Source organism: Allonocardiopsis opalescens, assembly GCF_003002095.1.
Classification (GTDB): domain Bacteria; phylum Actinomycetota; class Actinomycetes; order Streptosporangiales; family Streptosporangiaceae; genus Allonocardiopsis; species Allonocardiopsis opalescens.
In genome coordinates this window covers 141500-163657 of record NZ_PVZC01000008.1, presented here as the reverse complement: position 1 = coordinate 163657, position 22158 = coordinate 141500, and the positions used below count along the sequence as shown (strand labels likewise).

At 73.7% G+C, this 22158-nt stretch carries 19 protein-coding genes; 12 read left to right on the top strand and 7 right to left on the bottom strand.

Annotation, left to right across the window (positions count from 1 at the left end):
- Positions 1–244: 244 nt before the first annotated feature.
- Genes CLV72_RS24480 through CLV72_RS24465 form a run of 4 tightly spaced genes read left to right on the top strand, consistent with a single transcriptional unit; the run spans position 245 to position 3935 of the window.
- Positions 245–1510, top strand: coding sequence for an ABC transporter substrate-binding protein (locus CLV72_RS24480; protein ID WP_106250808.1), 1266 nt, complete (start codon positions 245–247; stop codon positions 1508–1510).
- A 25-nt stretch (positions 1511–1535) separates the two neighbouring features.
- On the top strand, positions 1536–2489 hold the full coding sequence (locus CLV72_RS24475; RefSeq protein ID WP_106250806.1) for a carbohydrate ABC transporter permease: 954 nt from the start codon (positions 1536–1538) through the stop codon (positions 2487–2489).
- Positions 2486–3367, top strand: coding sequence for a carbohydrate ABC transporter permease (locus tag CLV72_RS24470; RefSeq protein WP_211303093.1), 882 nt, complete (start codon positions 2486–2488; stop codon positions 3365–3367). The genes CLV72_RS24475 and CLV72_RS24470 overlap by 4 nt, the downstream gene beginning before the upstream one ends.
- 7 nt (positions 3368–3374) lie before the next feature.
- A complete protein-coding gene (locus CLV72_RS24465; protein WP_106250804.1) occupies positions 3375–3935 on the top strand; it encodes a DUF624 domain-containing protein in 561 nt (186 codons plus the stop codon).
- Positions 3936–3944: 9 nt separating this feature from the next.
- Here the strand turns inward: CLV72_RS24465 and CLV72_RS24460 are convergent, their stop codons facing one another.
- Positions 3945–5972: a beta-galactosidase gene (locus CLV72_RS24460; RefSeq protein ID WP_106250802.1), complete on the bottom strand. Its 2028-nt coding sequence runs from the start codon at positions 5970–5972 to the stop codon at positions 3945–3947.
- 115 nt (positions 5973–6087) lie between these two features.
- Positions 6088–7167 (bottom strand): LacI family DNA-binding transcriptional regulator, encoded by a 1080-nt coding sequence (locus tag CLV72_RS24455; protein WP_106250800.1) that lies wholly within the window; start codon positions 7165–7167, stop codon positions 6088–6090.
- A 267-nt stretch (positions 7168–7434) separates the two neighbouring features.
- On the opposite strand from CLV72_RS24455, the gene CLV72_RS24450 reads away from it, so the two are divergent.
- Positions 7435–9003 carry an FAD-dependent oxidoreductase gene (locus CLV72_RS24450; protein ID WP_106250797.1) on the top strand — a complete coding sequence of 523 codons (1569 nt, stop codon included), beginning with the start codon at positions 7435–7437 and terminating at the stop codon, positions 9001–9003.
- Between the two features lie 83 nt (positions 9004–9086).
- Here the strand turns inward: CLV72_RS24450 and CLV72_RS24445 are convergent, their stop codons facing one another.
- The 3 genes from CLV72_RS24445 to CLV72_RS24435 all read right to left on the bottom strand — a co-directional run bounded on the left by CLV72_RS24445 (position 9087) and on the right by CLV72_RS24435 (position 12210).
- Positions 9087–9977, bottom strand: a complete 891-nt coding sequence (locus CLV72_RS24445) for a carbohydrate ABC transporter permease (protein WP_106250794.1) — start codon at positions 9975–9977, stop codon at positions 9087–9089.
- Complete coding sequence (locus CLV72_RS24440) at positions 9974–10831, bottom strand: carbohydrate ABC transporter permease (RefSeq protein WP_245930443.1); 858 nt, start codon at positions 10829–10831, stop codon at positions 9974–9976. The genes CLV72_RS24445 and CLV72_RS24440 overlap by 4 nt, the downstream gene beginning before the upstream one ends.
- A gap of 92 nt (positions 10832–10923) precedes the next feature.
- On the bottom strand, positions 10924–12210 hold the full coding sequence (locus tag CLV72_RS24435) for an ABC transporter substrate-binding protein (protein ID WP_106250791.1): 1287 nt from the start codon (positions 12208–12210) through the stop codon (positions 10924–10926).
- A 331-nt stretch (positions 12211–12541) separates the two neighbouring features.
- Here CLV72_RS24435 and CLV72_RS24430 point away from each other — a divergent pair, with 331 nt between their 5' ends.
- A complete protein-coding gene (locus CLV72_RS24430; protein WP_106251317.1) occupies positions 12542–13369 on the top strand; it encodes a tryptophan 2,3-dioxygenase in 828 nt (275 codons plus the stop codon).
- Positions 13370–13375: 6 nt separating this feature from the next.
- Here CLV72_RS24430 and CLV72_RS24425 read toward each other — a convergent pair whose 3' ends face one another.
- Positions 13376–14029: a hypothetical protein gene (locus CLV72_RS24425; protein WP_106250789.1), complete on the bottom strand. Its 654-nt coding sequence runs from the start codon at positions 14027–14029 to the stop codon at positions 13376–13378.
- A gap of 338 nt (positions 14030–14367) precedes the next feature.
- Between CLV72_RS24425 and CLV72_RS24420 the strand changes: the two genes are divergently transcribed.
- The 6 genes from CLV72_RS24420 to CLV72_RS24395 all read left to right on the top strand — a co-directional run bounded on the left by CLV72_RS24420 (position 14368) and on the right by CLV72_RS24395 (position 20879).
- On the top strand, positions 14368–15456 hold the full coding sequence (locus CLV72_RS24420; RefSeq protein WP_211303092.1) for a kynureninase/PvdN C-terminal domain-containing protein: 1089 nt from the start codon (positions 14368–14370) through the stop codon (positions 15454–15456).
- Positions 15457–15589: 133 nt separating this feature from the next.
- Positions 15590–16312 (top strand): YqeB family protein, encoded by a 723-nt coding sequence (locus tag CLV72_RS24415; protein WP_211303091.1) that lies wholly within the window; start codon positions 15590–15592, stop codon positions 16310–16312.
- A complete protein-coding gene (locus tag CLV72_RS24410; protein ID WP_106250785.1) occupies positions 16309–17490 on the top strand; it encodes a sensor histidine kinase in 1182 nt (393 codons plus the stop codon). The genes CLV72_RS24415 and CLV72_RS24410 overlap by 4 nt, the downstream gene beginning before the upstream one ends.
- Positions 17466–18146 (top strand): response regulator, encoded by a 681-nt coding sequence (locus CLV72_RS24405; protein ID WP_106250783.1) that lies wholly within the window; start codon positions 17466–17468, stop codon positions 18144–18146. Before CLV72_RS24410 ends, CLV72_RS24405 begins: the two co-directional genes overlap by 25 nt.
- A 154-nt stretch (positions 18147–18300) precedes the next feature.
- Positions 18301–19866 carry a PQQ-dependent sugar dehydrogenase gene (locus CLV72_RS24400; RefSeq protein WP_106250781.1) on the top strand — a complete coding sequence of 522 codons (1566 nt, stop codon included), beginning with the start codon at positions 18301–18303 and terminating at the stop codon, positions 19864–19866.
- 218 nt (positions 19867–20084) lie between these two features.
- Positions 20085–20879 (top strand): pectate lyase, encoded by a 795-nt coding sequence (locus tag CLV72_RS24395; protein WP_106250778.1) that lies wholly within the window; start codon positions 20085–20087, stop codon positions 20877–20879.
- A gap of 77 nt (positions 20880–20956) precedes the next feature.
- On the opposite strand, the gene CLV72_RS24390 is transcribed toward CLV72_RS24395, so the two are convergent.
- Complete coding sequence (locus CLV72_RS24390) at positions 20957–22153, bottom strand: acyl-CoA dehydrogenase family protein (protein WP_106250776.1); 1197 nt, start codon at positions 22151–22153, stop codon at positions 20957–20959.
- Between the last annotated feature and the right edge of the window lie 5 nt (positions 22154–22158).

Genomic DNA, 22158 nt, shown 5'->3' with positions numbered 1-22158 from the left:
GCCCAGCTCAGGCCGGTCCGGGCCCGGAGTCCGCCGGACGTGATCGCCCTGGGAGCAGGGCGGATCGGGTCAATACCAGACCGGTATGGACCCGAATCGGTATCGATCTGATCAGAGGTGAGCGGTGCTGATCGGAACTGTTGACTCTGCTCGTAACCTGCCTCTAACGTACGAGCCACCTGACGTCGGGCAAACGCTTTCCGGACCGTGCCCGACCGGCTCGGACGCGCTGGAGGCACGCGAGATGGTGGGTACACGAGGCCGGGGACGCCGGGTGGCGGCCGCGGCGGCCGTGCTGGCCCTGGTGGCGGCCGGGTGCGGCGGCGGCGCCGACGACGGCACGGTCGAACTGCGCTACGCCTGGTGGGGGAACGCCGACCGCGCGGAGCTGACCCAGCAGGCCATCGACCTGTTCGAGGAGCAGCACCCCAACATCTCGGTCACCCCCACCTTCCAGGAGTGGGACGCCTACTGGCAGCGGCTGAACACCGACGCCGCCGGCGGCGGCCTGCCCGACGTCATGCACATGGACTACATGTACCTGCGCGAGTACGCCGACCGGGGCCTGCTGCTCGACCTCAACGAGCAGGTCGGCGAGAACCTCGACGTCAGCGGCACGCTCGACGCCTTCGCCGACGTCGGCACCGTTGACGGCGCCCGCTACGCCGTGCCCATCGGCGGCAACACCTTCACCATGGTCTACATCCCCGAGGAGTTCGAGGCGGCCGGCGTCGAGGTGCCCGAGGACGGGTGGACCTGGGACGACTACGACGCCGCCATCGAGCAGGTCTCGGAGTCCTCCGGCGAGATCTACGGCGGCCACGACTACGGCACTCTGATCTGGGTGCTGGAGCTCCAGCTCCGCCAGGAGGGCGGCGAGCTGTTCACCGAGGACGGCGGGCTCGGCGTCGACGCCGCCCGGCTGGCGGAGTTCTGGTCGCACATGCAGCCGCTGCGCGACAGCGGCGCGATCGTGCCCACCTCCGAGGCGGTGGAGGTGCAGCCGCTGGCCACGATCGGGGCGGGCCTGTCGGCGTCGGAGTTCAACTGGGACAACCAGCTGGCGCGCTTCACCGGTGAGACGGACCGGGAGCTGGCGCTCGCCCCGGTCCCCACCTCCGACCCCGACAACCTCGGCCAGTACCTGAAGCCCTCCATGATGTACGCCGCCTTCAGCCGCACCGAGCACCCGGCCGAGGCGGCCATGCTGATCGACTTCATGACCAACAGCCCCGAGGTGGCGCAGATCTTCGGCGGCAGCCGCGGCATCCCGGCCAACACCGCCCAGCGCGAGGGCGCCGAGTACAACGAGGTCGACCAGGCCATCCTCGACTACGAGGACGCCATCTTCGACCAGCTCACCGTGCCCCCGCCCGCGCCGCCGGCCGGTGCCGGCTCGCTGGAGGGCGAGTTCATCCGGCTCGGCGAGACCGTCGGCCTCGGCGAGGCCACCCCTGAGGAGGCCGCGCAGGAGTTCATCGCCTACGCCGAGCAGACCCTTGGCTCCTGAGACCGGGGGGCGCTCGGCCGCACCCGTGGCCGAGCGCCCCCCGGCCAAGGCGTCCCCGGACCGGCCCGCCCGCCGCCGAGCGCGCCCGGCCCGGGCGGGCCGGGAGGGCGCGGCCGGGTACCTGTTCCTGTCGCCGTGGATCCTCGGCATCGTGCTGCTGACCCTGGGCCCGATGCTCGCCTCGCTCTACCTGTCCTTCACCGACTACAACCTCTTCGACCAGCCGGAGTGGGTCGGGCTGGACAACTACGCGGCGATGTTCGCCGACGAGCGCTGGCGCGGCTCGGTGCGGGTCACGCTCGTCTACGTGCTGCTGTCGGTCCCGGCCAAGCTGGCGCTGGCGCTGGCCGTGGCGATGCTGCTGGCCCGGCGGCGCCGGGGCGAGGGCTTCTACCGCTCCGCCTTCTACGCGCCCTCGCTGCTGGGCGCCAGCGTCAGCCTCGCACTGGTGTGGCGGGCGCTGTTCATGCAGGACGGCGCCGTCGACCGGACCCTGTCGTCCGTCGGCATCGAGCTGGGCGGCTGGGTGGGCAATCCCGACTACGCGCTGCTGGTGCTGGTGGTGCTGGCGATCTGGCAGTTCGGCGCGCCCATGGTCATCTTCCTGGCCGGCCTCAAGGAGGTGCCGCAGGAGCTGTACGAGGCGGCCGACGTGGACGGCGCCGGCCGCTGGCGGAAGTTCTGGTCGGTGACCGTGCCGATGATCTCCCCGGTGATCTTCTTCAACCTGCTGCTGGAGACCGTCAACGCCTTCCAGGTCTTCACCGCCTCCTACGTGGTGAGCAACGCGACCGGCGGCCCGGCCGACTCCACCCTCTTCTACACGCTCTACCTGTACTTCCAGGGCTTCACCGACTTCCGGATGGGCTACGCCTCGGCGATGGCCTGGATGCTGGTGGCCGGCGTGGGGCTGGTGACGCTGCTGCTGTTTCGGCTCTCGCGCGCCTGGGTCTACTACGCGGGGGAGGACGGCCGGTGAGCGCCACCGCACGGACGGCCCGCGCCGCCGGCCCGGCCCGGCGGGTCCGCGAGGCGCTGCGCGCCGCGGTCTGGCACCTGGCCGCGCTGGCGCTGCTCGCGGTGCTGCTGTACCCGCTGGCCTGGCTGCTGGGCGCCTCGGTCAAGCCCGACGACATCGTCGGCAGCCCTGAGCTGTTCCCCGCGCGGCCGGTGGCCGACAACTACCAGCGGGCGATGGAGGGCGTCGCGGGCGTCCCGACCAGCGTGTTCTTCGGCAACTCGCTGATCCTGGCGCTCGGCTCCGTGGTCGGCACCGTCGCCTCCTCGGCGCTGGTGGCCTACGCCTTCGCCCGGCTGCGCTTCCCCGGCCGGGGCCTGCTGTTCAGCCTGATGATCTCCACCCTGCTGCTGCCCTTCCACGTGGTGATCATCCCGCAGTACATCCTCTTCCAGCGGCTGGAGCTGATCGACACCTACGTGCCGCTGCTGCTGGGCAAGTTCCTGGCGACCGAGGCCTTCTTCGTCTTCCTGATGGTGCAGTTCATGCGCGGGCTGCCCCGCGAGCTGGACCAAGCCGCCCGCATCGACGGCTGCGGCTACTGGGGGATCTTCTGGCACGTGATCCTGCCGCTGTCGCGCCCGGCGCTCACCACCGCGGCGATCTTCACCTTCATCTGGAGCTGGAACGACTTCTTCGGGCCGCTGATCTTCCTGAACTCGCCGGAGAACTACCCGCTGCCGTTGGCGCTGCGGATGTTCGTCGACCAGCAGAGCAACTCCGACTACGGGACGATGATCGCGATGTCGGTGCTCGCGCTGCTGCCCGTCGTGCTGTTCTTCCTCGCCTTCCAGCGCCTCATCGTGCAGGGCGTGTCCAGCACCGGGCTGAAGGGCTAGGCCCGCGGTGCGCGGGCGGGGCTTCGCCCTGTTCGGGGAGTGCCTGTTCGCCGGGGTGCTGGTGGTCCTCGCGGCGCTGCCCGCCGTGACGCTGCTGCCCGCGCTGGCCGCGGGCTGCGCGCACGTGCGGGCCCAGGTCGAGCAGGAGGGCGGCACCGGGACGCGGGCCTTCTGGGGCCGCTTCCGGGCGGCCTGGCCCGGCTCGCTCCCGGTGTCGGCGGCGGGCGCGGTGATCGCCGCGGTGCTCCTCGCCGACCTGGCCGCCGTCCGCGCCGGTCTGCCCGGCGGCCGCTACGTGCTCGCGGTGTGCGCGGCCGCGGCCGCCTTCGCCGCCGTCACGGCGCTGCGGGCCGCGGCGGCCTGGCGGCCGGGCGCCCGCTGGTGGGAGCTGGTGCGCGCCGCCGCCGTGCGCGGCGCCCGCACGGACCTGCCCGGCACCCTGCTGCTCGCGGCCGCGCTGGCCGCCGCCGGCGCGGCCACCTGGGCGCTGTGGCCGCTCGCGGTACCGATGGCGGGCTGCCTGCTACTGGCGGCCGTCGCGGTCGAGCGCCGGGCCGCCGTCGGCTGAGGGCCCGCCTCAGCCCGGCTCGCGCACCACGGCGGCGCCGCCCGCGGGCACGGCCACGGCGCCGGTCACCGGCGCGCCGGTCAGCAGCTCGGTGCCCTCGGCCGGCACCTCGGCCGCGGCGCCGGTGTGGTTGATGACGAACAGGTACGACGCCGCCTCCCCGGTGCGGCGCACCACCTCCACGCCCGGCCGGGTGGCCGCGGCCGGGCGGGCGCCGGACTCGGCGAGCAGCCGCTCGGTCAGCCGGCCCGTGCCCGCGTCGTCCAGCCGGGTGGCCGCGTACCAGGCGGTGCCGGCGCTGAAGCGGTGCCGGGTCACGGCGGGCGCCCCGGCCAGCGGCCCCTCGGCGTAGCCGACCACGGCCTCGGCGCCGCGCAGCCGCAGCGACTCGGTCCACAGCGTCGCGGTGCCGCCGTCGTCCAGCCGCACCGCCTCGCCGGCCAGCAGCGGGCCGAACTCGTCGGCCGACACCCCCAGCAGCTCGCGGTAGGCGCCCGGGTAGCCGCCGAGCCGCACCCGGTCGTGCTCGTCGACGATGCCGCTGAAGTAGGTGACCAGCGCGGTGCCGCCGCCCGCGACGAAGTCGCGCAGCCGGCCGGCGGCGGCGTCGGTGACCGAGTACAGGGTGCAGACCAGCACCAGCCGGTACCCGGACAGATCGGCGTCGGGCGGCACCATGTCGACGGTGACGCCGCGCTCCCACAGCGCCCGGTAGTGGGCGTGCGCGCGGTCGAGGTAGGCGAGGTCGGCCGAGGGGTGCGCGTCCAGTTCGGCCGCCCACCACGACTGCCAGTCGAAGACCATCGCGACCTCGGCCCGCACCCGGGAGCCGGCCGTCTCGGCCAGCCGGCCCAGGTCCGCGCCCAGCGCCTCGGCCTCCCGCCAGGTCCGCGAGTCGGTGCCGGCGTGCGGGACCAGCGCGGAGTGGTACTTCTCCGCCCCGGCGGCCGAGGCGCGCCACTGGAAGAACATGACCGCGTCGGCGCCCCTGGCCAGGTGGGCCAGGCTGTTGCGGCGCGCCTCGCCGGGCCCCTTGGCCCGGTTGCGCGGCTGCCAGTTCACCGCGCCGACGGAGTGCTCCATCAGCATCCAGGGGCGCCCGCCGGCCAGGCCCCGGGTGAGGTCGGCGCTGAAGGCGAGTTCGACGTGGCCGTGGGGGTCGGCGGCGCTCAGGTAGTGGTCGTTGGCGATCACGTCCATGTCGGCCGCCCACGACCAGTAGTCCAGGTCCTTGACGTTGCGGGCCACCATGAAGTTGGTGGTGGCCGGGACGTGCGGGGCGGTGCGGGCCAGCACGGCTCGCAGCCGCCGGTAGTTGTCCAGTGCCTCGTCGGAGCAGAAGCGGCGGAAGTCCAGCTGCTGCCCGGGGTTGGTGAAGGTCGGCGCGGCGCGCGGCGGCAGCACCTGCTCGAAGGAGCCGTAGCGCTGCGACCAGAAGCGGGTGCCCCAGGCGTCGTTGAGCGCGTCGACGTCGCGGTAGCGGCGCTCCAGCCAGACCCGGAAGGCCGCGGCGCTCACGTCGCAGTAGCAGTGCGCGTTGTGGCAGCCCAGTTCGTTGTCCACGTGCCACAGCGCCAGCGCGGGGTGCTCGCGGTAGCGCTCGGCGATCCGCTCGGTGATCCGGGCGGCGTACTCGCGGTACACGGGGGAGCTGGGGCAGTACGCCTGCCGGGCGCCCGGCCACAGCCGGGTGCCGTCGGCGCGCACCGGCAGGGTCTCGGGGTGGGCGCGGCTGAGCCAGGGCGGGGGAGAGGCGGTGGCGGTGGCCAGCGCCACCCGCACGCCGCCGCCGTGCAGCAGGTCGAGCACCCGGTCCAGCCAGCCGAAGTCGTAGCGGCCCGGCTCGGGCTCCAGCACGGCCCAGGCGAAGATGCCGACGCTGACCAGGTTCACCCCGGCCCGGCGCATCAGCGCCACGTCCTCCGCCCACAGCTCCTCGGGCCACTGCTCGGGGTTGTAGTCGCCGCCGTAGGCGATGCCGGGGGTGTCCAGCGGCCAGCCGGGGCGGTCGGACTGCGGCGCGGAGGACGGCGGCACGGGCGGGCTCGCTTTCCGTCGGGCGGCACGGGTCCGGCCCACCCTAGCGGACGGCTGTGGGAAGCGCTTTCCCGGGCGGCGGGGCCCGGACGCGGGCCCGCGGGCGGATCCGTGCTCAGGCGCCGACGGGGGCGCCGGGCTCCTCGGCCGCCTCGCCGGCCGCGGGCTCCGGCGGCGCGGCGGCGCCGGGCGGCGCGGTGCTGCTGCGCCGCACCAGGTCGGTGGTCAGCTCCAGCCGGGTGCTGTCCAGCTCCTCCCCGGCGACCAGCTGCAGCAGCATCCGGGTGGCGACGGCGGCCATCTCGGTCAGCGGCTGGCGGACCGTGGTGAGCGGGGGCACCGCCCAGCGGGTCTGGGCGAGGTCGTCGAAGCCGACCACGCTGACGTCCTGCGGGACGCGCAGCCCCCGGTCGAACAGCGCCTCGTAGACGCCCATGGCCATCTGGTCGGCGCAGGCGAAGATGGCGGTGGGCGGTTCGTCCAGGTCCAGCAGGGCCATGGTCTCGCGGTGGCCGCTGGCCGACAGGAAGTCGCCCTGGCGCACGTACTCGGCCGGGACGGTGAGCCCGGCGCGCTCCAGCGCGGAGCGGTAGCCGTCGAGCCGGGCCCGGCTGCACAGGTAGGCGGGCGGGCCGCCGATCACGGCGATGCGGCTGTGGCCCAGTTCGATCAGGTGCTGGGTGGCGGCCATGCCGCCGCGCCAGTTGGTGGCGCCCACCGAGGCGATCTCGGCGTCGGGCACGCCCACCGGGTCGACCAGCACCACCGGCATGCCGACGTCGGCGAGCTGGCTGCGCTGGTCGGGGGAGAGGTCGGAGAGCACCAGCAGCAGGCCGTCGGAGCCGCGCGCCATGATGCGGCGCAGCCAGTGGCCGTGCGGCCGGGCCTCCTGACCCTTCACCGCCGACACCACCACGCCGACGTCGGCCCGCTGCGTCGCCTCCTCGACCCCGCGCAGCACCTCGGCCGACCACTGCCCGTGCAGGTCGACGAAGACGAGGTCGATCAGGCCGGTACGGGTGGTGCGGGTTGCGGTGCGCCGCCGGTAGCGGTGCTTGACCAGCAGGTCCTCGACGCGGCGCCGGGTCTGCGGGGCGACGTCGCCCCGGTTGTTGAGGACCTTGGAGACGGTGGGCACGGAGACGCCCGCCTCCCGCGCGATGGTCGCGATCGTCGCGCGCGCTCGCTCCGCCACTCGTCCTCCCGTGGAAATCCGGGCTGATCGAAACTTTCGATCCAGCGTACCGGGCGGCCGCCGGGGCGACTTCTCCAGGGTGACGGGGCTTCTCGCCCCTTGTCTCCCCTTGGGGTGCCCATCCGCTCTCGCCGGGTGGTTTCATCGAAAGTACCGAAAGTTATGCCGTGAATCAATCCGAAATTATCGAGCAGCCGTGCGGCGGCCGACGGCCCGCCCCGGGGCGGGCGGCGTGAGAACTCCGGGAGGGCGGGTAAGAGCGCGGCCATGACCGCGCCTCGCGTCCGTACCGACTCCTACTGGATGTCCTCCACCCCCGCCACCGCGTACCCCGCCCTGGACACCGACACGCGCGCCGACGTCGCCGTGGTCGGCGCCGGGATCGCCGGCCTCAGCGCCGCCTGGGAGCTGGCCGCCTCGGGCCGCTCCGTCGTCGTGCTGGAGGCCGACCGGGTCGCGGCCGGCGTCACCGGCTTCACCACCGCCAAGGTCACCGCCCAGCACGGCCTCGTCTACGCCCGGCTGACGCGCTCGCTGGGCGCCGAGGCCGCCCGCCACTACGCCGCCTCCCAGCAGGAGGCGGTGCGCCGCGTCGCCGAGCTCACCGAGCGGCTGGGCATCGACTGCGAACTGGAGCACCGGCCCGCCGTCTGCTTCGCGGAGTCGCCCGAGCGGGTGGCCGAGATCGCCGAGGAGGCCGAGGCGGCGATGAACGCCGGGCTGACCGCCGGGCTCAGCGGCGGCTCCGGCCTGCCCTTCCCGGTGGCCGGGACCGCGATCGTCCCCGACCAGCTCCAGTTCCACCCGCGCAGGTACGCGCTCGCGCTCACCGAGGACCTGCGCCGCCGCGGCGGCCGGGTCTACGAGCGCACCCGCGTCACCGAGCTGCACGAGGGCGCTCCGTGCCGGCTGCGCACCGAGACCGGGCGCACCGTCACCGCCGACGAGGTGGTGATCGCGACGCACTACCCGGTCTTCGACCGCGCGATGCTGTTCTCCCGGCTGGAGCCGCGGCGCGAACTCGTCGTCGCCGCCCCCATCCCGGCCGACCGCGACCCCGGCGGCATGTACATCACCCCCGAGCACAACACCCGCTCGGTGCGCACCGCCCCGTACGGGGACGGCCGGCGGCTGCTCATCGTCACCGGTGAGACCTTCCGGCCCGGCACGGTCGACGTCGCCGAGCACTTCGGCGAGCTGTCGCGCTGGACCGCCGAGCGCTTCGGGGTGGAGCGGATCGACTACCGCTGGGCCGCCCAGGACAACCACACCACCGACGGCGTCCCCTACATCGGGCCCTTCCACGCCGGGGCGGAGCACACCTACGTGGCGACCGGCTTCGGCGCCTGGGGGATGAGCAGCGGCGTGCTGTCCGGGCTGCTGATCACGGCGCTGATCGAGGGGCGGCCGCCGGAGTGGGCCGGGCTGTACGACCCGCGGCGGCTGCACCCGCTGGCCGAGGCCGGCGCCTTCGTGCGGTCCAACGCGGAGGTGGCCAGGCACCTGGTCGGCGACCGCTTGCCGTTCACGCACGTGGACTCGGTCGCCGACATCGGGCCCGGCCAGGGCGCCCTCACCCGCGTCGACGGCGAGCGCTGCGCGGTGTACCGGGACCCCTCGGGCGCCCTGCACGCCGTCTCGGCGGTCTGCACGCACCTGGGCTGCCTGGTCCGCTTCGACGACGCCGAGCCCAGCTGGGACTGCCCCTGCCACGGCTCGCGCTTCGGGGTGGACGGCTCCGTGCTCCAGGGCCCGGCCACCGCGCCGCTGGAGCGCCGCGAGCTGGGCGGGGCCGACGAGGGGGCCGGCGGAGCCGGCACCGTCCGCTCCGGCTGAGGACGCGGGGGACGGGAGCCGCGCGGCCGCGCGGCTCCCGGCGGTGTCCCCGGGGCCGCTGCAGGCCGGCCCCGGGGACCCGGTCACTTGCCGAAGCCCGCGGTGAGGCCGCTGAGCAGCTGGCGGCGGCCGAACAGGTAGAGCGCGAAGATCGGCAGCGCCGACAGCACCACCGCGGCCATCAGCCCCGGCACATTGGTGGTGTACTGGCTCTGGAAGGTCGACAGCCCCAGCGGCAGCACCCTCAGCTCCTCGGACTGGGTGAGCACCAGCGGGAACAGGAAGCCGTTCCAGGCGCCGATCCCGGCGAAGATGCCCACCGTGATCACGCCGGGTCGGGCCAGCGGCAGCACCAGCCGGGCGAAGATCGTGGCGGTGCCCGCGCCGTCGACCGTCATCGACTCGTACAGCTCCTTGGGCACGTCCCGCAGGGTCGAGGTGAGCACGATGATCGCGATCGGCAGCGAGAAGGCCGCCGTCGGCAGGATGATCGCGACCAGCGAGTCGTACAGGTTCAGCCTGGTGATGATCAGGTAGACGGGCACGATCACCGCCTGCGCCGGGATGGCCAGGCCCAGCAGGATCACCTGGAAGGCGATCCGCACCGCCCGGCTCTCACCCCGCACGATGGCGTAGGCGGCCGGCAGCGCCAGCCCGAGCACCAGCAGGATCGTCGCCCCGGTCACCACGATGCTGTTCAGCGCGTAGCCGAGGAAGCCCAGCCGCAGCGCGTCGCCGTAGTTGCCCAGGGTGAGGCCGCTCCAGGCCAGCGCCCCCTGCGACAGGTAGTTGTCCTCGCCGCGCAGGCTGGTGAGGACCAGGTAGTACAGCGGCACGGCGACCAGCGCCAGCCATATCACCGAGCCGAGGCCGGCCAGGATGTTCGGGCTCTTGGACGTCGGCGTCCGCCGGGGCAGCCCGAGGACCGCGCCCCGGTCGGTGCGGCGGTGCCGCGTCCTGCTCGCCGCACTCACAGCCCCTCCCTCTCGCTCGTCATCCTGGAGTAGCCGGTGACCCGCACCACCAGCACCGACAGCAGGGTGCCCACGGCGACCAGCAGCACGGCCAGCACGCTGGCGTCGCCCATCTCGAAGGCGCGGAAGCCCTGGATGTACATGTGCAGCGGCAGCACTCTGCTCGCGGTGCCCGGGCCGCCGCCGGTCAGCAGCAGCACCGTCTCGAAGTAGGTCAGCGAGCCGACCAGGATCAGCACCGAGGAGGCGACGATGGTGTGCCGCAGCTGCGGCAGGGTGATCGAGAGGAACCGGCGGAACCGGCCCGCTCCGTCGATCGCCGCCGCCTCGTAGAGCATCCTGGGGATCTGCCGGGCCGCCGCCTGGTAGATCAGCGCGTGGAAGGGCACGAACTGCCAGGTCAGCACGCCGATCACCATGTACAGCGCCAGGTCTGAATTGCCGAGGAAGTTCCCGTCGGGCACACCGACGAGCGGCCCGACCACCTCGGCGAGGCCGAAGTTCGGGTCGAACATGGAGTGGCCGAGCAGCGCGATGGCGGCCGTCGACAGCAGCAGCGGCAGGAAGAACAGCGCGCTGAGCACGGCCCGGTTGCGCTGCTGCCCGGCCGCCCACACGCCCAGCAGCAGGGCCAGCGGCGTCTGCACCGCCCAGCACAGCACGGTGAGCCGCACCGTCGACCACACGGCGCCGGGCGCCTCGGGGTCCTGCGGCAGCGCGAGCCAGTTGTCCAGGCCGACGAAGACGGGGTCGCCCAGGCCGCTCCACTCCGTCAGGCTGAGCCAGGCGACCAGCACGATCGGGAAGAGCGCGAACACTCCGAAGAAGAGCAGGGCGGGGGCGGCCCACAGGATCCCCGGCCGGTCCGTGCGTCCGGCGCGGCCGGGCCGGCGCGGCGCGGAGGAGTCCGCGCGCCGCGCCGGCCGGCGCTCCAGGGTGGAACCGATCACGATGCCTGCTCCATGGCCGCCGCGAACTCATCGGGCGTGATCTCGTTGAGGAACAGGCGCTGGATGTTGGTGAGCAGCACCTCGGCCTGGGCCGGCGTCATGGCCTGGTCCCACACCTGCGTGTAGGAGGAGGCGTTGTCCACCAGGTCGTACACCCAGGTGGCGTGGTCGGCGCCGGGCGAGGCGGCCAGCCGGTCCTCGATGCCGACCACCGGCGGCACCTGGCCGAGTTCGAGCAGCGAGTCCAGGTAGGCGTCGCTGGTCAGCGTCTCGGCGAGGAACTCGAAGGAGGCGTCGACGTGCTCGGAGTTGGCGGTGATGGAGAAGTAGTTGCTCGGGTTGCCCACCAGCGCCTGGGGATCCCCCTCGCCGTCCTCGACCATCGGGAAGGTGGTCCAGCCCAGGCTGGACTCCACGAACTCAGGCGCACTGGCCAGCTGCGAGCCGTACTCCCAGGTGCCCATCAGGAACATCGCGGCCTCGCCGCTGGTCAGCAGCTCGGTGGCGGCGCCGCCGTCGTAGGTGACCGACGCGTAGGAGGTGCCGAAGGCGCCGGCCTCCACCAGCTCCTGGCAGCGCTCCATCGCCTCGATCATCGCCGGGTCGCGCCAGGCGCCCTCCTCGCCGTCGATGACGGCCTGGAAGACGTCGGGTCCGCCGATCCGCTCGGTCAGGTACGCGAGCCAGAACATCTCGGTCCAGGCCTGCTGGCCGGGGAGCACGATGGGGGTGATGTCGCGCTCGGTGAACACGTCGACCAGTTCGAGCAGGTCGTCGTAGGTCTGCGGCGGCTCGACGCCGGCCTCGTCGAAGACCTCCTGGTTGAAGTAGAGCAGCACCGGCTGGGTGCCGACCATCGGCAGCGCGTACACGCTGCCGTCGACGGTGCCGACCTCCATCACGCTCGGCAGGAAGGCGTCGCGCAGCTCCGGCTCCTGTTCGAGCATGGGGGTCAGGTCGGTTACCTGGCCGGCCTCCACGAACTGGGAGAGGTTGCCGCCGCCCCAGTTGAGCCAGACGTCGGGGCCCTGGGGGGAGCCGAGGGCGACCTGCAGCCGCTCCTTGTAGGGGTCGTTCACGTAGTAGCTGTAGTTGACCGGCGTCTCGGCGTTCTCGTTGTAGCTCGCGACGATCTGCTCGGTGGACTCGTTCAGCAGGTCGTCCTGGAGGCCCCACAGCTGGATCTCGCTGCTGGCACCGCCGGAGCCGCACGCCGCGACCAGTCCGAGCATGGAGACGACGGCCAGCGCGCCCAGTACGGGCCGTCGGGGGGAGCTGCGCATCCGCTTCCTTTCCTTTCCTTCCGGAATTCGTCCAGCGCATACCGGCCGAAGGACTAGAAAGTTTCGAATAGTTTCGGTTCGTAGAAGCTATGACTCAGCTCTCATTTCGTCAATGTATCGCCATGTCGCAGATGTGTAACAGGGGTTAGAGCTGCGAAGAGGCGTGGAAGATCGAAACTTTCGGCTGTCAGGGCGGTCCGGTGACCGGTAGACGGGCCGCGGCTTCGGCCGGTCGGTTCTCGGTAATCGGCGGCCGCGGGCGCCGTCCGCGCCGCCGCGCCGGGGGCGCCGCGACCGGGGGCGGAGCGGGCCGCGGAGTAGGATGCGCCGCATGGCGGAGGCAGAGGCGGACGGGCGGGAGCCGGCGGGGCCCGGCGGCGACCCGGTGCTGACCTACGGCTCGTACCTGGCGCTGGACGAGCTGCTGAGCGTGCAGCGGCCGCGCTCCGACGAGCACGACGAACTGCTGTTCATCGTGATCCACCAGGTCTACGAGCTGTGGTTCAAGCAGCAGCTGCACGAGCTGGCCCGGCTCCAGGAGCGGCTGGAAGCCGGCGACACCCCGCACACCCTGCACAGCCTCAACCGGGTGCTCACCATCTTCAAGGTCGTGGTGGCGCAGATCGACGTGCTGGAGACCATGACCCCGCGCCAGTTCGCCGGCTTCCGCGCCCGGCTGGACGCGGCCAGCGGCTTCCAGTCCGCCCAGTTTCGCGAGCTGGAGGCGGTGCTCGGCCGCCGCGACCGCCGGGTGGTGGCGCACTACCCGGCCGGCGGCGCCGCCCGGGAGCGGCTGGCCGCCGCCATGGAGCGGCCCTCCCTGTTCGACTCCTACCTGCGCTACCTGGCCGACCACCGTTACCCGGTCCCCGCCGAACTGCTCGAACGCGATGTGCGCGAAGCGCTGGAGCCCTCCGAGAAGCTCCAGGACGTGCTGCTCGACGTCTACCGCGACGACGGCGGCCCCGCCCAGGTGGCCGAGCGGCTGGTCGACCTGGACGAGGGCGTGCAGGAGTGGCGCTACCGCCACGTCAAGATGGTCGAGCGCACCATCGGCGCCAAGCCGGGCACCGGCGGCTCCGCCGGGGCCGGCTACCTGCGCTCCACCCTGTTCACCCCGGCCTTCCCCGACCTGTGGGCGGTGCGCTCCCGGCTGTAGCCGGACCTAGCGCGGCCCGGGCGGGTAGGGCCCCGGCCCGGGGTGCGGGCCGTGCGGCGGCACACCGTGCGCGGCCTGCCGGCGGCTCTTGCCGCGCTTGACCGCGGTGACCACGATGATCACGATCCCGATCGCGATGCCCGCCAGCGGGATGAGGAAGAAGGACGCGAGCGAGCCGAGCAGCCCCGTCACGAAGGAGCTACCCGAGGCGGCCTGGCCGACCAGGAAGGCGGCGCCCGGGTCGGTCTGGCACTCGACCGTGTACTCGCCGGGCTGGGCGATCTCGATGGCGGAGACCAGGTGGACGGTCTCGCCGTCCACGGTGCTGGTGCTCTCGTAGGGCGCCGGCACGAAGGCGGCCTCCGGGTCGGGGCCGTTGACGGTGCAGCTCTCGCGGATCTCCGACCCGCTGAACTCGGTGTCGGCGTACAGCGCCCAGACACGGGCGTCGGTGTCGGCCTCCTCGGCCGTGAAGCTCGCCGGCTCGCCGGAGGAGAAGCGCGCGACCGGATCGGGGCCGCCGACCAGCGCGACCAGGCCGACGACGAAGCCGGCGATCCCGATGACGATCCCGGCCACGATGACCAGCCCGCCGATCCAGAACCAGCGGCGGCCGGGCCGGATGTCACCGGGACCGGGCCGGGGGTGCAGGTGGCTCATGCCGCACGCCTTCCGTTGTCGCAGCCGTCGAGCGGGGGACCGCCGCCCAGGGACGAGGATAGTGAGGCGGGGCCCGGGAGGGCGGGCGCACCGGGCATCCGGGCGGCGACACACCGCCCGCACCCGCGCGCGCCGGCCCGCGCCGCCGCTATCCTGCGGGCCGTATCCGGCATCCGGAGGGCACGCTGACCAGCACCCCGCGCATCCCGCAGGCCCCGCACACCCTCGAATCGCTGCGGGCCGCGCCGAACTCGCTCGCGCCGCACTACTCCCGGTTCCGCGTCGCCGAGCGGCTGCCGCTCACCGGCCACTCCCACCAGTGCTGGCCCGACGCCGCCATGGACGGGCTGGCCGCCGCCTTCGCCGACGCGGCCGAGGCCGTCGACGGCAAGTGGCCGCGCGCCTTCGCCCGCGCCGACCGGGTCAGGGCCGGCTTCCGCACCCTGCTGCACGAGCCCGGCGCCGACATCGCGCTCGGCGCCAGCGCGCACGACCTGCTGGTCCGCTTCCTGTCAGCGCTCGACCTGCGCCGCCGCCCCCGCCTGGTCACCACCGACGGCGAGTTCCACTCGCTGCGCCGCCAGTTCGACCGGCTCGCGGAAGAGGGCGTGCAGGTGGTGCGGGTCCCGGCCCGCCCGGTGGACGGCCTGGCCGAGCGGCTGGCCGCCGCCGTCGACGACCGCACCGCCGCCGTGTGCGTGTCCGCGGTGCTGTTCGAGACCGCCGAGATCGTGCCCGCGCTGGGCGAGCTGGCGGGGCCGTGCGCGCGGCACGGCGCCGAGCTGCTCGTGGACGCCTACCACGCGCTGGGCCCGGTGCCCTTCCCGGTGCCGGCGCTGGGCCTGCGCGACGCCTGGGTGCTGGGCGGCGGCTACAAGTACCTCCAGCTGGGGGAGGGCAACTGCTTCCTGCGGCTGCCCGGCCACGCCGCGGCGGCCCGGCCCGTCGTCACCGGCTGGTTCGCGGAGTTCACCGAGCTGCCGGGCGCCCGGAGCGGCCCCGGCGCGCACGCGGTCGGCTACGCCCCCGGCGCCGACCGCTTCGCCGGCTCCACCTACGACCCGGTCAGCCACTACCGCGCCTCGGCCGTGCTGGACTTCTTCGACGCCCAGGGGCTCACCCCCGCCTTCCTGCGCGAGGTCTACCGGCACCAGCTCGGCCGGCTCGCCGCCGCCGTCGACGCCCTGGACCTGCCCGCCGCCGCCGTGCGGCGCGAACCCGTGCCGCTGGACCGCCTCGGCGGCTTCCTGGCGCTGCGCTCCCCGCAGGCCGCGCTGCTGTGCGCCGGGCTGGCCGAGCGCGGCGTACTGGCCGACAGCCGCGGCCCCTACCTGCGGCTGGGCCCCGCGCCCTACCTGTCGGACGCGCAGCTGGACGCGGCCGCGGCGGCGCTGGGCGAGGCCGCCGCCGCGCTGCCGCGCCGCTGAGGACGACGGCGGGGTCCGACTTAAGTTGACCCTCCGCGGCCGGAGCGGGGACCAACGGCGACTGCCGCCGGCCGGCGCCGCGCCGTAGGTTCAGGAGTGTCAGCGGCACCCGGCAAGGAGCGGAGCAGGAACGATGTCCCTCAACGGACCCCACGGCGACCCGAACGGAGCGCGGGCGGACCGCCCCGTCGTCCTGGGCTTCGGACCGCTGGACCGGCTGGTGATCTTCGGCGGCGCGCCGCTGGCCGGGATCGCGCTCGGCTACTTCCTGCCCGCGATCGCCCGCTGGGCCACCACCCTGCCGTGGACGCCCTTCGAGGGGCCGCTGCGGCTGTTCGCGCAGCTCGACGGCTACTGGGTCACCCTGGTGACGACCGGGGCGGGCCTGATCCTGGGCCTCGGCTTCGCCTGGGTCGCCTACGTCGAGATGCTGAGGGTGACCCTCACCCCCGATGAGATGCGGCTGGACCGCGACGGCAAGACCCGCACCGTCCCGCGCGCCGAGGTGGACGCCGTCTTCCTGGACGGCAAGGTGCTGGTCGCGCTCGACCGGGAGTCCCGGCAGATCGTCCGGGAGAAGCTGGAGGGCCGGCCGGACGCGATCGCGGCCGCGTTCAGCTCGCGGGGCTACCCGTGGACCGACCGCGACCCCTACGGCGAGCTGTACCGGCGCTGGGTGCGCGACCTGCCCGACCTGCCGCCCGCGGTGAACGCGGTGCTGGTCGCCCGCGAGGCGGCGCTGGCCAAGAAGTCGGCGTCCGACGTGGCCGAGCTGCGCGAAGAGGTGCAGAAGGCCGGGTTCGTGGTGCGCGAGGACGGCACCAACCAGTACTGGCGGCCGCTGGTCCGCTCATGAGCGCGCGGGTGCGCCGCACGACGGCGCGGGACGTCCTCGCCGGCCTCGCGGTGCGGCTGCTGACGGGCGTGGTGGCGCTGCTGGCGCTGATGGGCCTGCTGGAACAGGGGCGGGCGACGCCCTGGTTCGTACTCATGTCGTCGGCGCTGACCCTCGCCGCCATGGTGGCGCTGCGGTGGCGGCGGCGCCACCCCGTCCGGGTGGCCGCCGCGCTGGTGCTCACGGTGGCCGTTACCGACTTCACCGGCGGCGCCTACTACGTCGCGCTGTTCAACACGGCGGCGCGGCGGTCCGGGCGGACGGCGCTCGCCCTGGCCGGGGTGGGGCTGGTCGCGGCGGTGCCGTTCACACTGTGGCGGCCCGATCCGGAGTTCCCGTTCGCGGCGGTGCACCTGGCCAACCTCGTCATCACGGCGCTGGTGCTGGCCTGGGGCATGCGGGTTCGGGCCCGCAGGGAGCTGGTCGAGGAGCTGCGGCGTCGCGCCGAGAGCGCCGAGGCCGAGGACGCCGCCCGGGCCGAGCGGCTGCGCGCCGAGGAGCGCGAGCGCATCGCCGGGGAGATGCACGACGTGCTGGCGCACCGCATCTCGCTGGTGAGCCTGCACGCGGGCGCGCTGGAGATCCGCCCCGACCTGCCGCCCGACGAGGTCGTCCGGATGGCCGGCACGATCAGGGACACCGCGCACAGCGCCCTGGACGACCTGCGGGAGATCCTGGGCGTGCTGCGCGCCGAGGACGCCGACGGCCTGCGCCCCCAGCCCGGCCTGGCCGGGCTGGGCGAGCTGGTGGCGGAGGCGCGCTCGGCCGGCACCCCCGTCGAGCTGGAGGACCTGGCGCCCGGCGGCCCGCCGCCGCCGGACTCGGCGGGCCGCACCGCCTACCGGGTGGTGCAGGAGGGCCTGACCAACGTCCGCAAGCACGCGCCGGGGGCGCAGGTGCGGGTCCGGCTGGAGCGGACGGCCGCCCCCGACGGCGGCGGCGAGCTGCACGTCTGGCTGCGCAACCGGCTGCCGAGCGTGTGGACCCCCTCGGCCGTGCCCGGATCCCGCTCGGGCCTGCTGGGCCTGTCCGAGCGGGTCCGGCTGGCCGGCGGGCGGCTGGACAGCGGGGCGCGCCGCGGCGAGGACGGCGCGGTGGAGTTCCATCTGGAAGTGTGGTTGCCGTGGCCGACGACGTGATCCGTGTCCTGGTGGTGGACGACGACGCCCTGGTGCGCGCCGGGCTGTCCACCCTGCTCGGCGCCGACCCCGGCCTGGAGCTGGCCGGCGAGGCCGCCGACGGCGAGCAGGCCGTGGCGCAGGCGCGCCGGCTGCGGCCCGACGTGGTGCTGATGGACATCCGGATGCCGCGGATGGACGGGCTGGCCGCCACCGAGGCGCTGCGCGGCTCCGGTAGCACCGTGCCGGTCATCGTGCTGACCACCTTCGACACCGACGCGCACGTGCTGCGCGCGCTGCGGGTGGGCGCCAACAGCTTCCTGCTCAAGGACACCCGCCCCCGCGACATCCTGGACGCGGTCCGCCGGGTGGCGGCCGGGGAGACGGTGCTGTCGCCCTCGGCCGTGGCGCGGCTGGTCGACCACGTGGTGCGGCGCGACCCGGCCGAGGAGCGGCGGCGGCGCACCGAGGCGGCCCGCTCGGCGCTGGACGGCCTCACCGCGCGCGAGCGCGAGGTGGCGGTGGCCGTCGGCGAGGGCGGCTCCAACGCCGAGATCGCCGCCGGGCTGCACATGAGCGTGCCGACGGTGAAGACCTACGTATCGCGCATCCTCGCCAAGCTGGGCTGCGCGAACCGGGTGCAGGTGGCCATCCTGGTGCACGAGTCGCGCGGCTGAGCCGCGAGGCGGGCGGCCGCGACGCCTTCCGCGCAAGGGATCGCGCGATCTACTATGGCGGCGGCTAAAAGGGGAGCGCGGACCGGGCACGGCCCGGTGCGCGTGGTGTTATGTCCGTCCGTCCACGATGCACGCACCCGTCTGTGGAGACGCCATGTCGCTATCCCCTGTCCGCCGCTGGGCCGCGTCGGTCGCCGCCGCGACCGCACTGCTCGGCACCCTCACCCTGGCCGGTCCCGCCCTCGGCGCCCCGGCCGCCTCTTCGCCCCCGGACGGCGCCGCCCCCGCCGCCGCGCCCGTGGACGAGATCACGATCGGCGCGGAACTGCTGGCCTCCGGGCTGCGCCGCCCGTCCGCCATGGCGGCTCCCGACGACGGCAGCGGACGGCTGTTCATCACCCAGAAGGCCGGCAGCGTCGTCGCCTACCATCCCGACACCGGGGTGTCCGCCCCGCTGCTGAACATCACCGACCGGGTGGACGAGTCCGGCAACGAGCGCGGCCTGATCGGCATCGCCACCCCGCCCGACTTCGCCAGTGATCCCGCGCTCTACGTCGTGTACACCGCGCTGCCCGACGGCGCCGTGACCCTGTCGCGCTTCCCGATGAGCAGCCCCGGCCAGACCACCATCCCGGCCGGCGGCGAGCAGATCCTGCTCAGCCAGGAGCACGCCGAGTTCTCCAACCACAACGGCGGCCAGATAGCCTTCGGGCCTGACGGCAACCTGTACTGGAGCATCGGCGACGGCGGCGGGTCCGGCGACCCCTTCGCCGCCGGCCAGGACCTCGGCACCCTGCTCGGCAAGATCCTGCGGCTCGACGTCAGCCGCTCCTGCGGCGCCCAGCCCTACTGCGTCCCGGCCGACAACCCCTTCGTCGGCACGGCGGGGGCCCGGCCCGAGATCTGGGCGTACGGCCTGCGCAACGCCTGGCGGTTCTCCTTCGACGACGACGGCTCGCTGTGGATCGCCGACGTGGGCCAGGGCGGCTACGAGGAGGTGAACCACAACCCCGGCAACGAGGGCGGCCTCAACTACGGCTGGTCGTGCATGGAGGGCCCTGAGGTCTTCCTGCCGGAGCGCTGCACCGACGGCGCCGAGTACACCGAGCCGTCGTTCTGGTACCGCACCACCGAGGGCAACTGCGCCGTCATCGGCGGCCAGGTGTACCGGGGCGAGCGGTACGCCGACATCGCGGGCGGCACCTACATCACCGGAGACTACTGCTCGGGGCAGTCCTGGGCGGTGCGGCCGGGCGCCGGCGGCTACGAGAGCGCCTCCATCGGCGAGCTGCCCATCCAGGTGACCACCTTCGGCGAGGGCGCCGACGGCGAGCTGTACGTGATCACCGACCTGCCCGGCCAGCTGCACGCCGTCACCTTCGAGGGCCCGGCCGCCACCGGCGACTGCACCGTCGGCTACCGGGTGACCAGCCAGTGGGGCACCGGCTTCAGCGCCCAGGTCCTGCTCACCAACACCGGCACCGAGCCGGTGAGCGGCTGGCAGCTGGGCTGGCGCTTCACCGCCGGCCAGCGGGTGTCCAGCGGCTGGAACGGCAGCTACACCACCCAGGGCGACCAGGTCACCGTCAGTCCGGCCGCCTGGAACGCCACCATCGCCCCGGGGCAGTCGGTGCAGCTCGGCTTCAACGGCACCCACACCGGCAGCAACCCGGCGCCGCAGGAGTTCACCCTCAACGGCGCCGTCTGCGCCACCGGCTGAGGCCGGCCCGGCGGCCGCGCCACGCGCGGGCCACCGGGCGGGAATCGGGGGCGGAAACCGCCCCGCGGCATAGCGCCGCGGGGCGGGTTCCGCATGTCGCAAAGCAATTCCCGTCCCCCGCTGACCTGGCATTTCGACCATTGACGCCGCCGTGACAGATCGTTAAGTTCCGATGACATCCTGAATTCGCTCGAATTTCGAGGAATGGAGGAATTGTGATGGAACCAAGCGAATCGCGGCGGTCGCGGAGCCGCGGACCGGCCGGGCGCCTCGCCGCCGCGGCCGGACTCGCGCTGGCGGCGGCCTTCGCCGTCCTGGCGGCGCCGGCGGCCGCGGCGGCCGACATACCGGTCCCCGAGACGATCCTGGTCGGGGCGGGCGAGGTCTACGACGGCCGCGGCGACCGCTACTACGGCACCGGCGACCTCGGCGACGGCGGCCAGAACGAGGGCCAGGACCCCATCTTCCGGCTGGAGGCCGGGGCCACCCTGACCAATGTCGTCATCGGCCACCCCGGAGCCGACGGCGTGCACTGCTACGGCAGTTGCACGCTGCGCGATGTGGTCTGGCAGGACGTGGGCGAGGACGCCGCCACCTTCCGGGCCAACGGCTCCTCGGCCACCTTCACCGTGCAGGGCGGCAGCGCCGCCCGGGCCGACGACAAAATCTTCCAGCACAACGGCCCCGGCACGCTGACCGTCACGAACTTCAGCGCGACCGACTTCGGCGCCCTCTACCGCTCGTGCGGCAACTGCGGCACCCAGCACCAGCGGCACGTGGTCTTCGACGGGGTGACGCTGACGGCGCCCGGCGACCGGCTGGCCGGCATCAACGAGAACTACGGCGACACGGCGACCTTCCGCAACATCACCATCAACGGCGACGACGAGCGCGACATCACCATCTGCCAGCGCTACATCGGCAATGACGAGGGCGACGAGCCCGAGGAGTCCGGCGAGGGCCCCGACGGGCAGCACTGCCGCTACTCAGAGAGCGACATCACCTACCGCTGACCCCTCCGGTGGCAGATCAGAGGACGGCGCGCCCGCGGGTCGTCGAAGCGCTTCGACACACCCCGGGCGCGCCGCGGTCAGGCGAAGGCGGCGTGCCCGGTGAGCGCCTGCCCGATGACCAGGCTGTGCACCTCGGAGGTGCCCTCGTAGGTGAGCACGGACTCCAGGTTGTTGGCGTGCCGCAGCACCGGGTACTCCAGGGTGACGCCGTTGGCGCCCAGGATGGTGCGGCACTCCCGGGCGATGACGATGGCCTCGCGCACGTTGTTCAGCTTGCCCAGGCTGACCTGGCGCGGGTCCAGCCGCCCGGCCTCCTTCAGCCGGCCCAGGTGCATGGCGAGCAGGAAGCCCTTCTGCAACTCCAGCGCCATGTCGGCGAGCTTGGCCTGGGTGAGCTGGAAGGACGCGAGCGGCCGGTCGAAGACCTCGCGGTCGGCGGCGTAGCGGATCGCAGTCTCCAGGCAGTCGCGCGCCGCGCCCAGCGCGCCGAAGACGATGCCGAAGCGCGCCTGGTTCAGGCACGACAGCGGGCCGCGCAGGCCGCGCGCCTCCGGCAGCAGCGCGTCCTCGCCCACCCGCACCGACTCCAGCACCAGCTCGGAGGTGACCGAGGCGCGCAGCGAGAGCTTGCGGTCGATCTTGGGGGCGGAGAAGCCGGGCGCGTCGGTGGGCACCACGAAGCCGCGCACGCCGTCGTCGGTGCGGGCCCAGACGACGGCCAGGTCGGCGATGGAGCCGTTGGTGATCCACATCTTGGTGCCGTCCAGCACCCAGCCGTCGCCGTCGCGGCGGGCGCGGGTGCGCATCCCGGCCGGGTTGGAGCCGAAGTCGGGCTCGGTCAGGCCGAAGCAGCCGATCAGCTCGCCCGCCGCCATGCCCGGCAGCCAGCGGTTCTTCTGCTCCTCCGAGCCCCAGCGCCAGATCGCGTACATGGCCAGGGAGCCCTGCACAGAGGCGAAGCTGCGGGCGCCGGAGTCGCCGGCCTCCAGTTCCATGCAGGCCAGGCCGTAGGCGACCGCGCCGACCCCGGCGCAGCCGTAGCCCTCCAGGTGCATGCCGAGCAGGCCGAGCGAGCCGAACTCCTCGGCCAGCTCGCGCGGGAAGGTGCCGGCCTCGAACCAGCCGGCCACCCCGGGGCGGATGCGCTCGTCCACGAAGCGGCGCACGGTCGCCTGGATCTCGCGCTCCTCGTCGGTGAGCAGGTGGTCGACGGCCAGCAGTTCGAGCGGGCTCGCGGTGCCGGCCCTGCCGGGTGTGTCGGCGGTGTTCGCCACGGAAG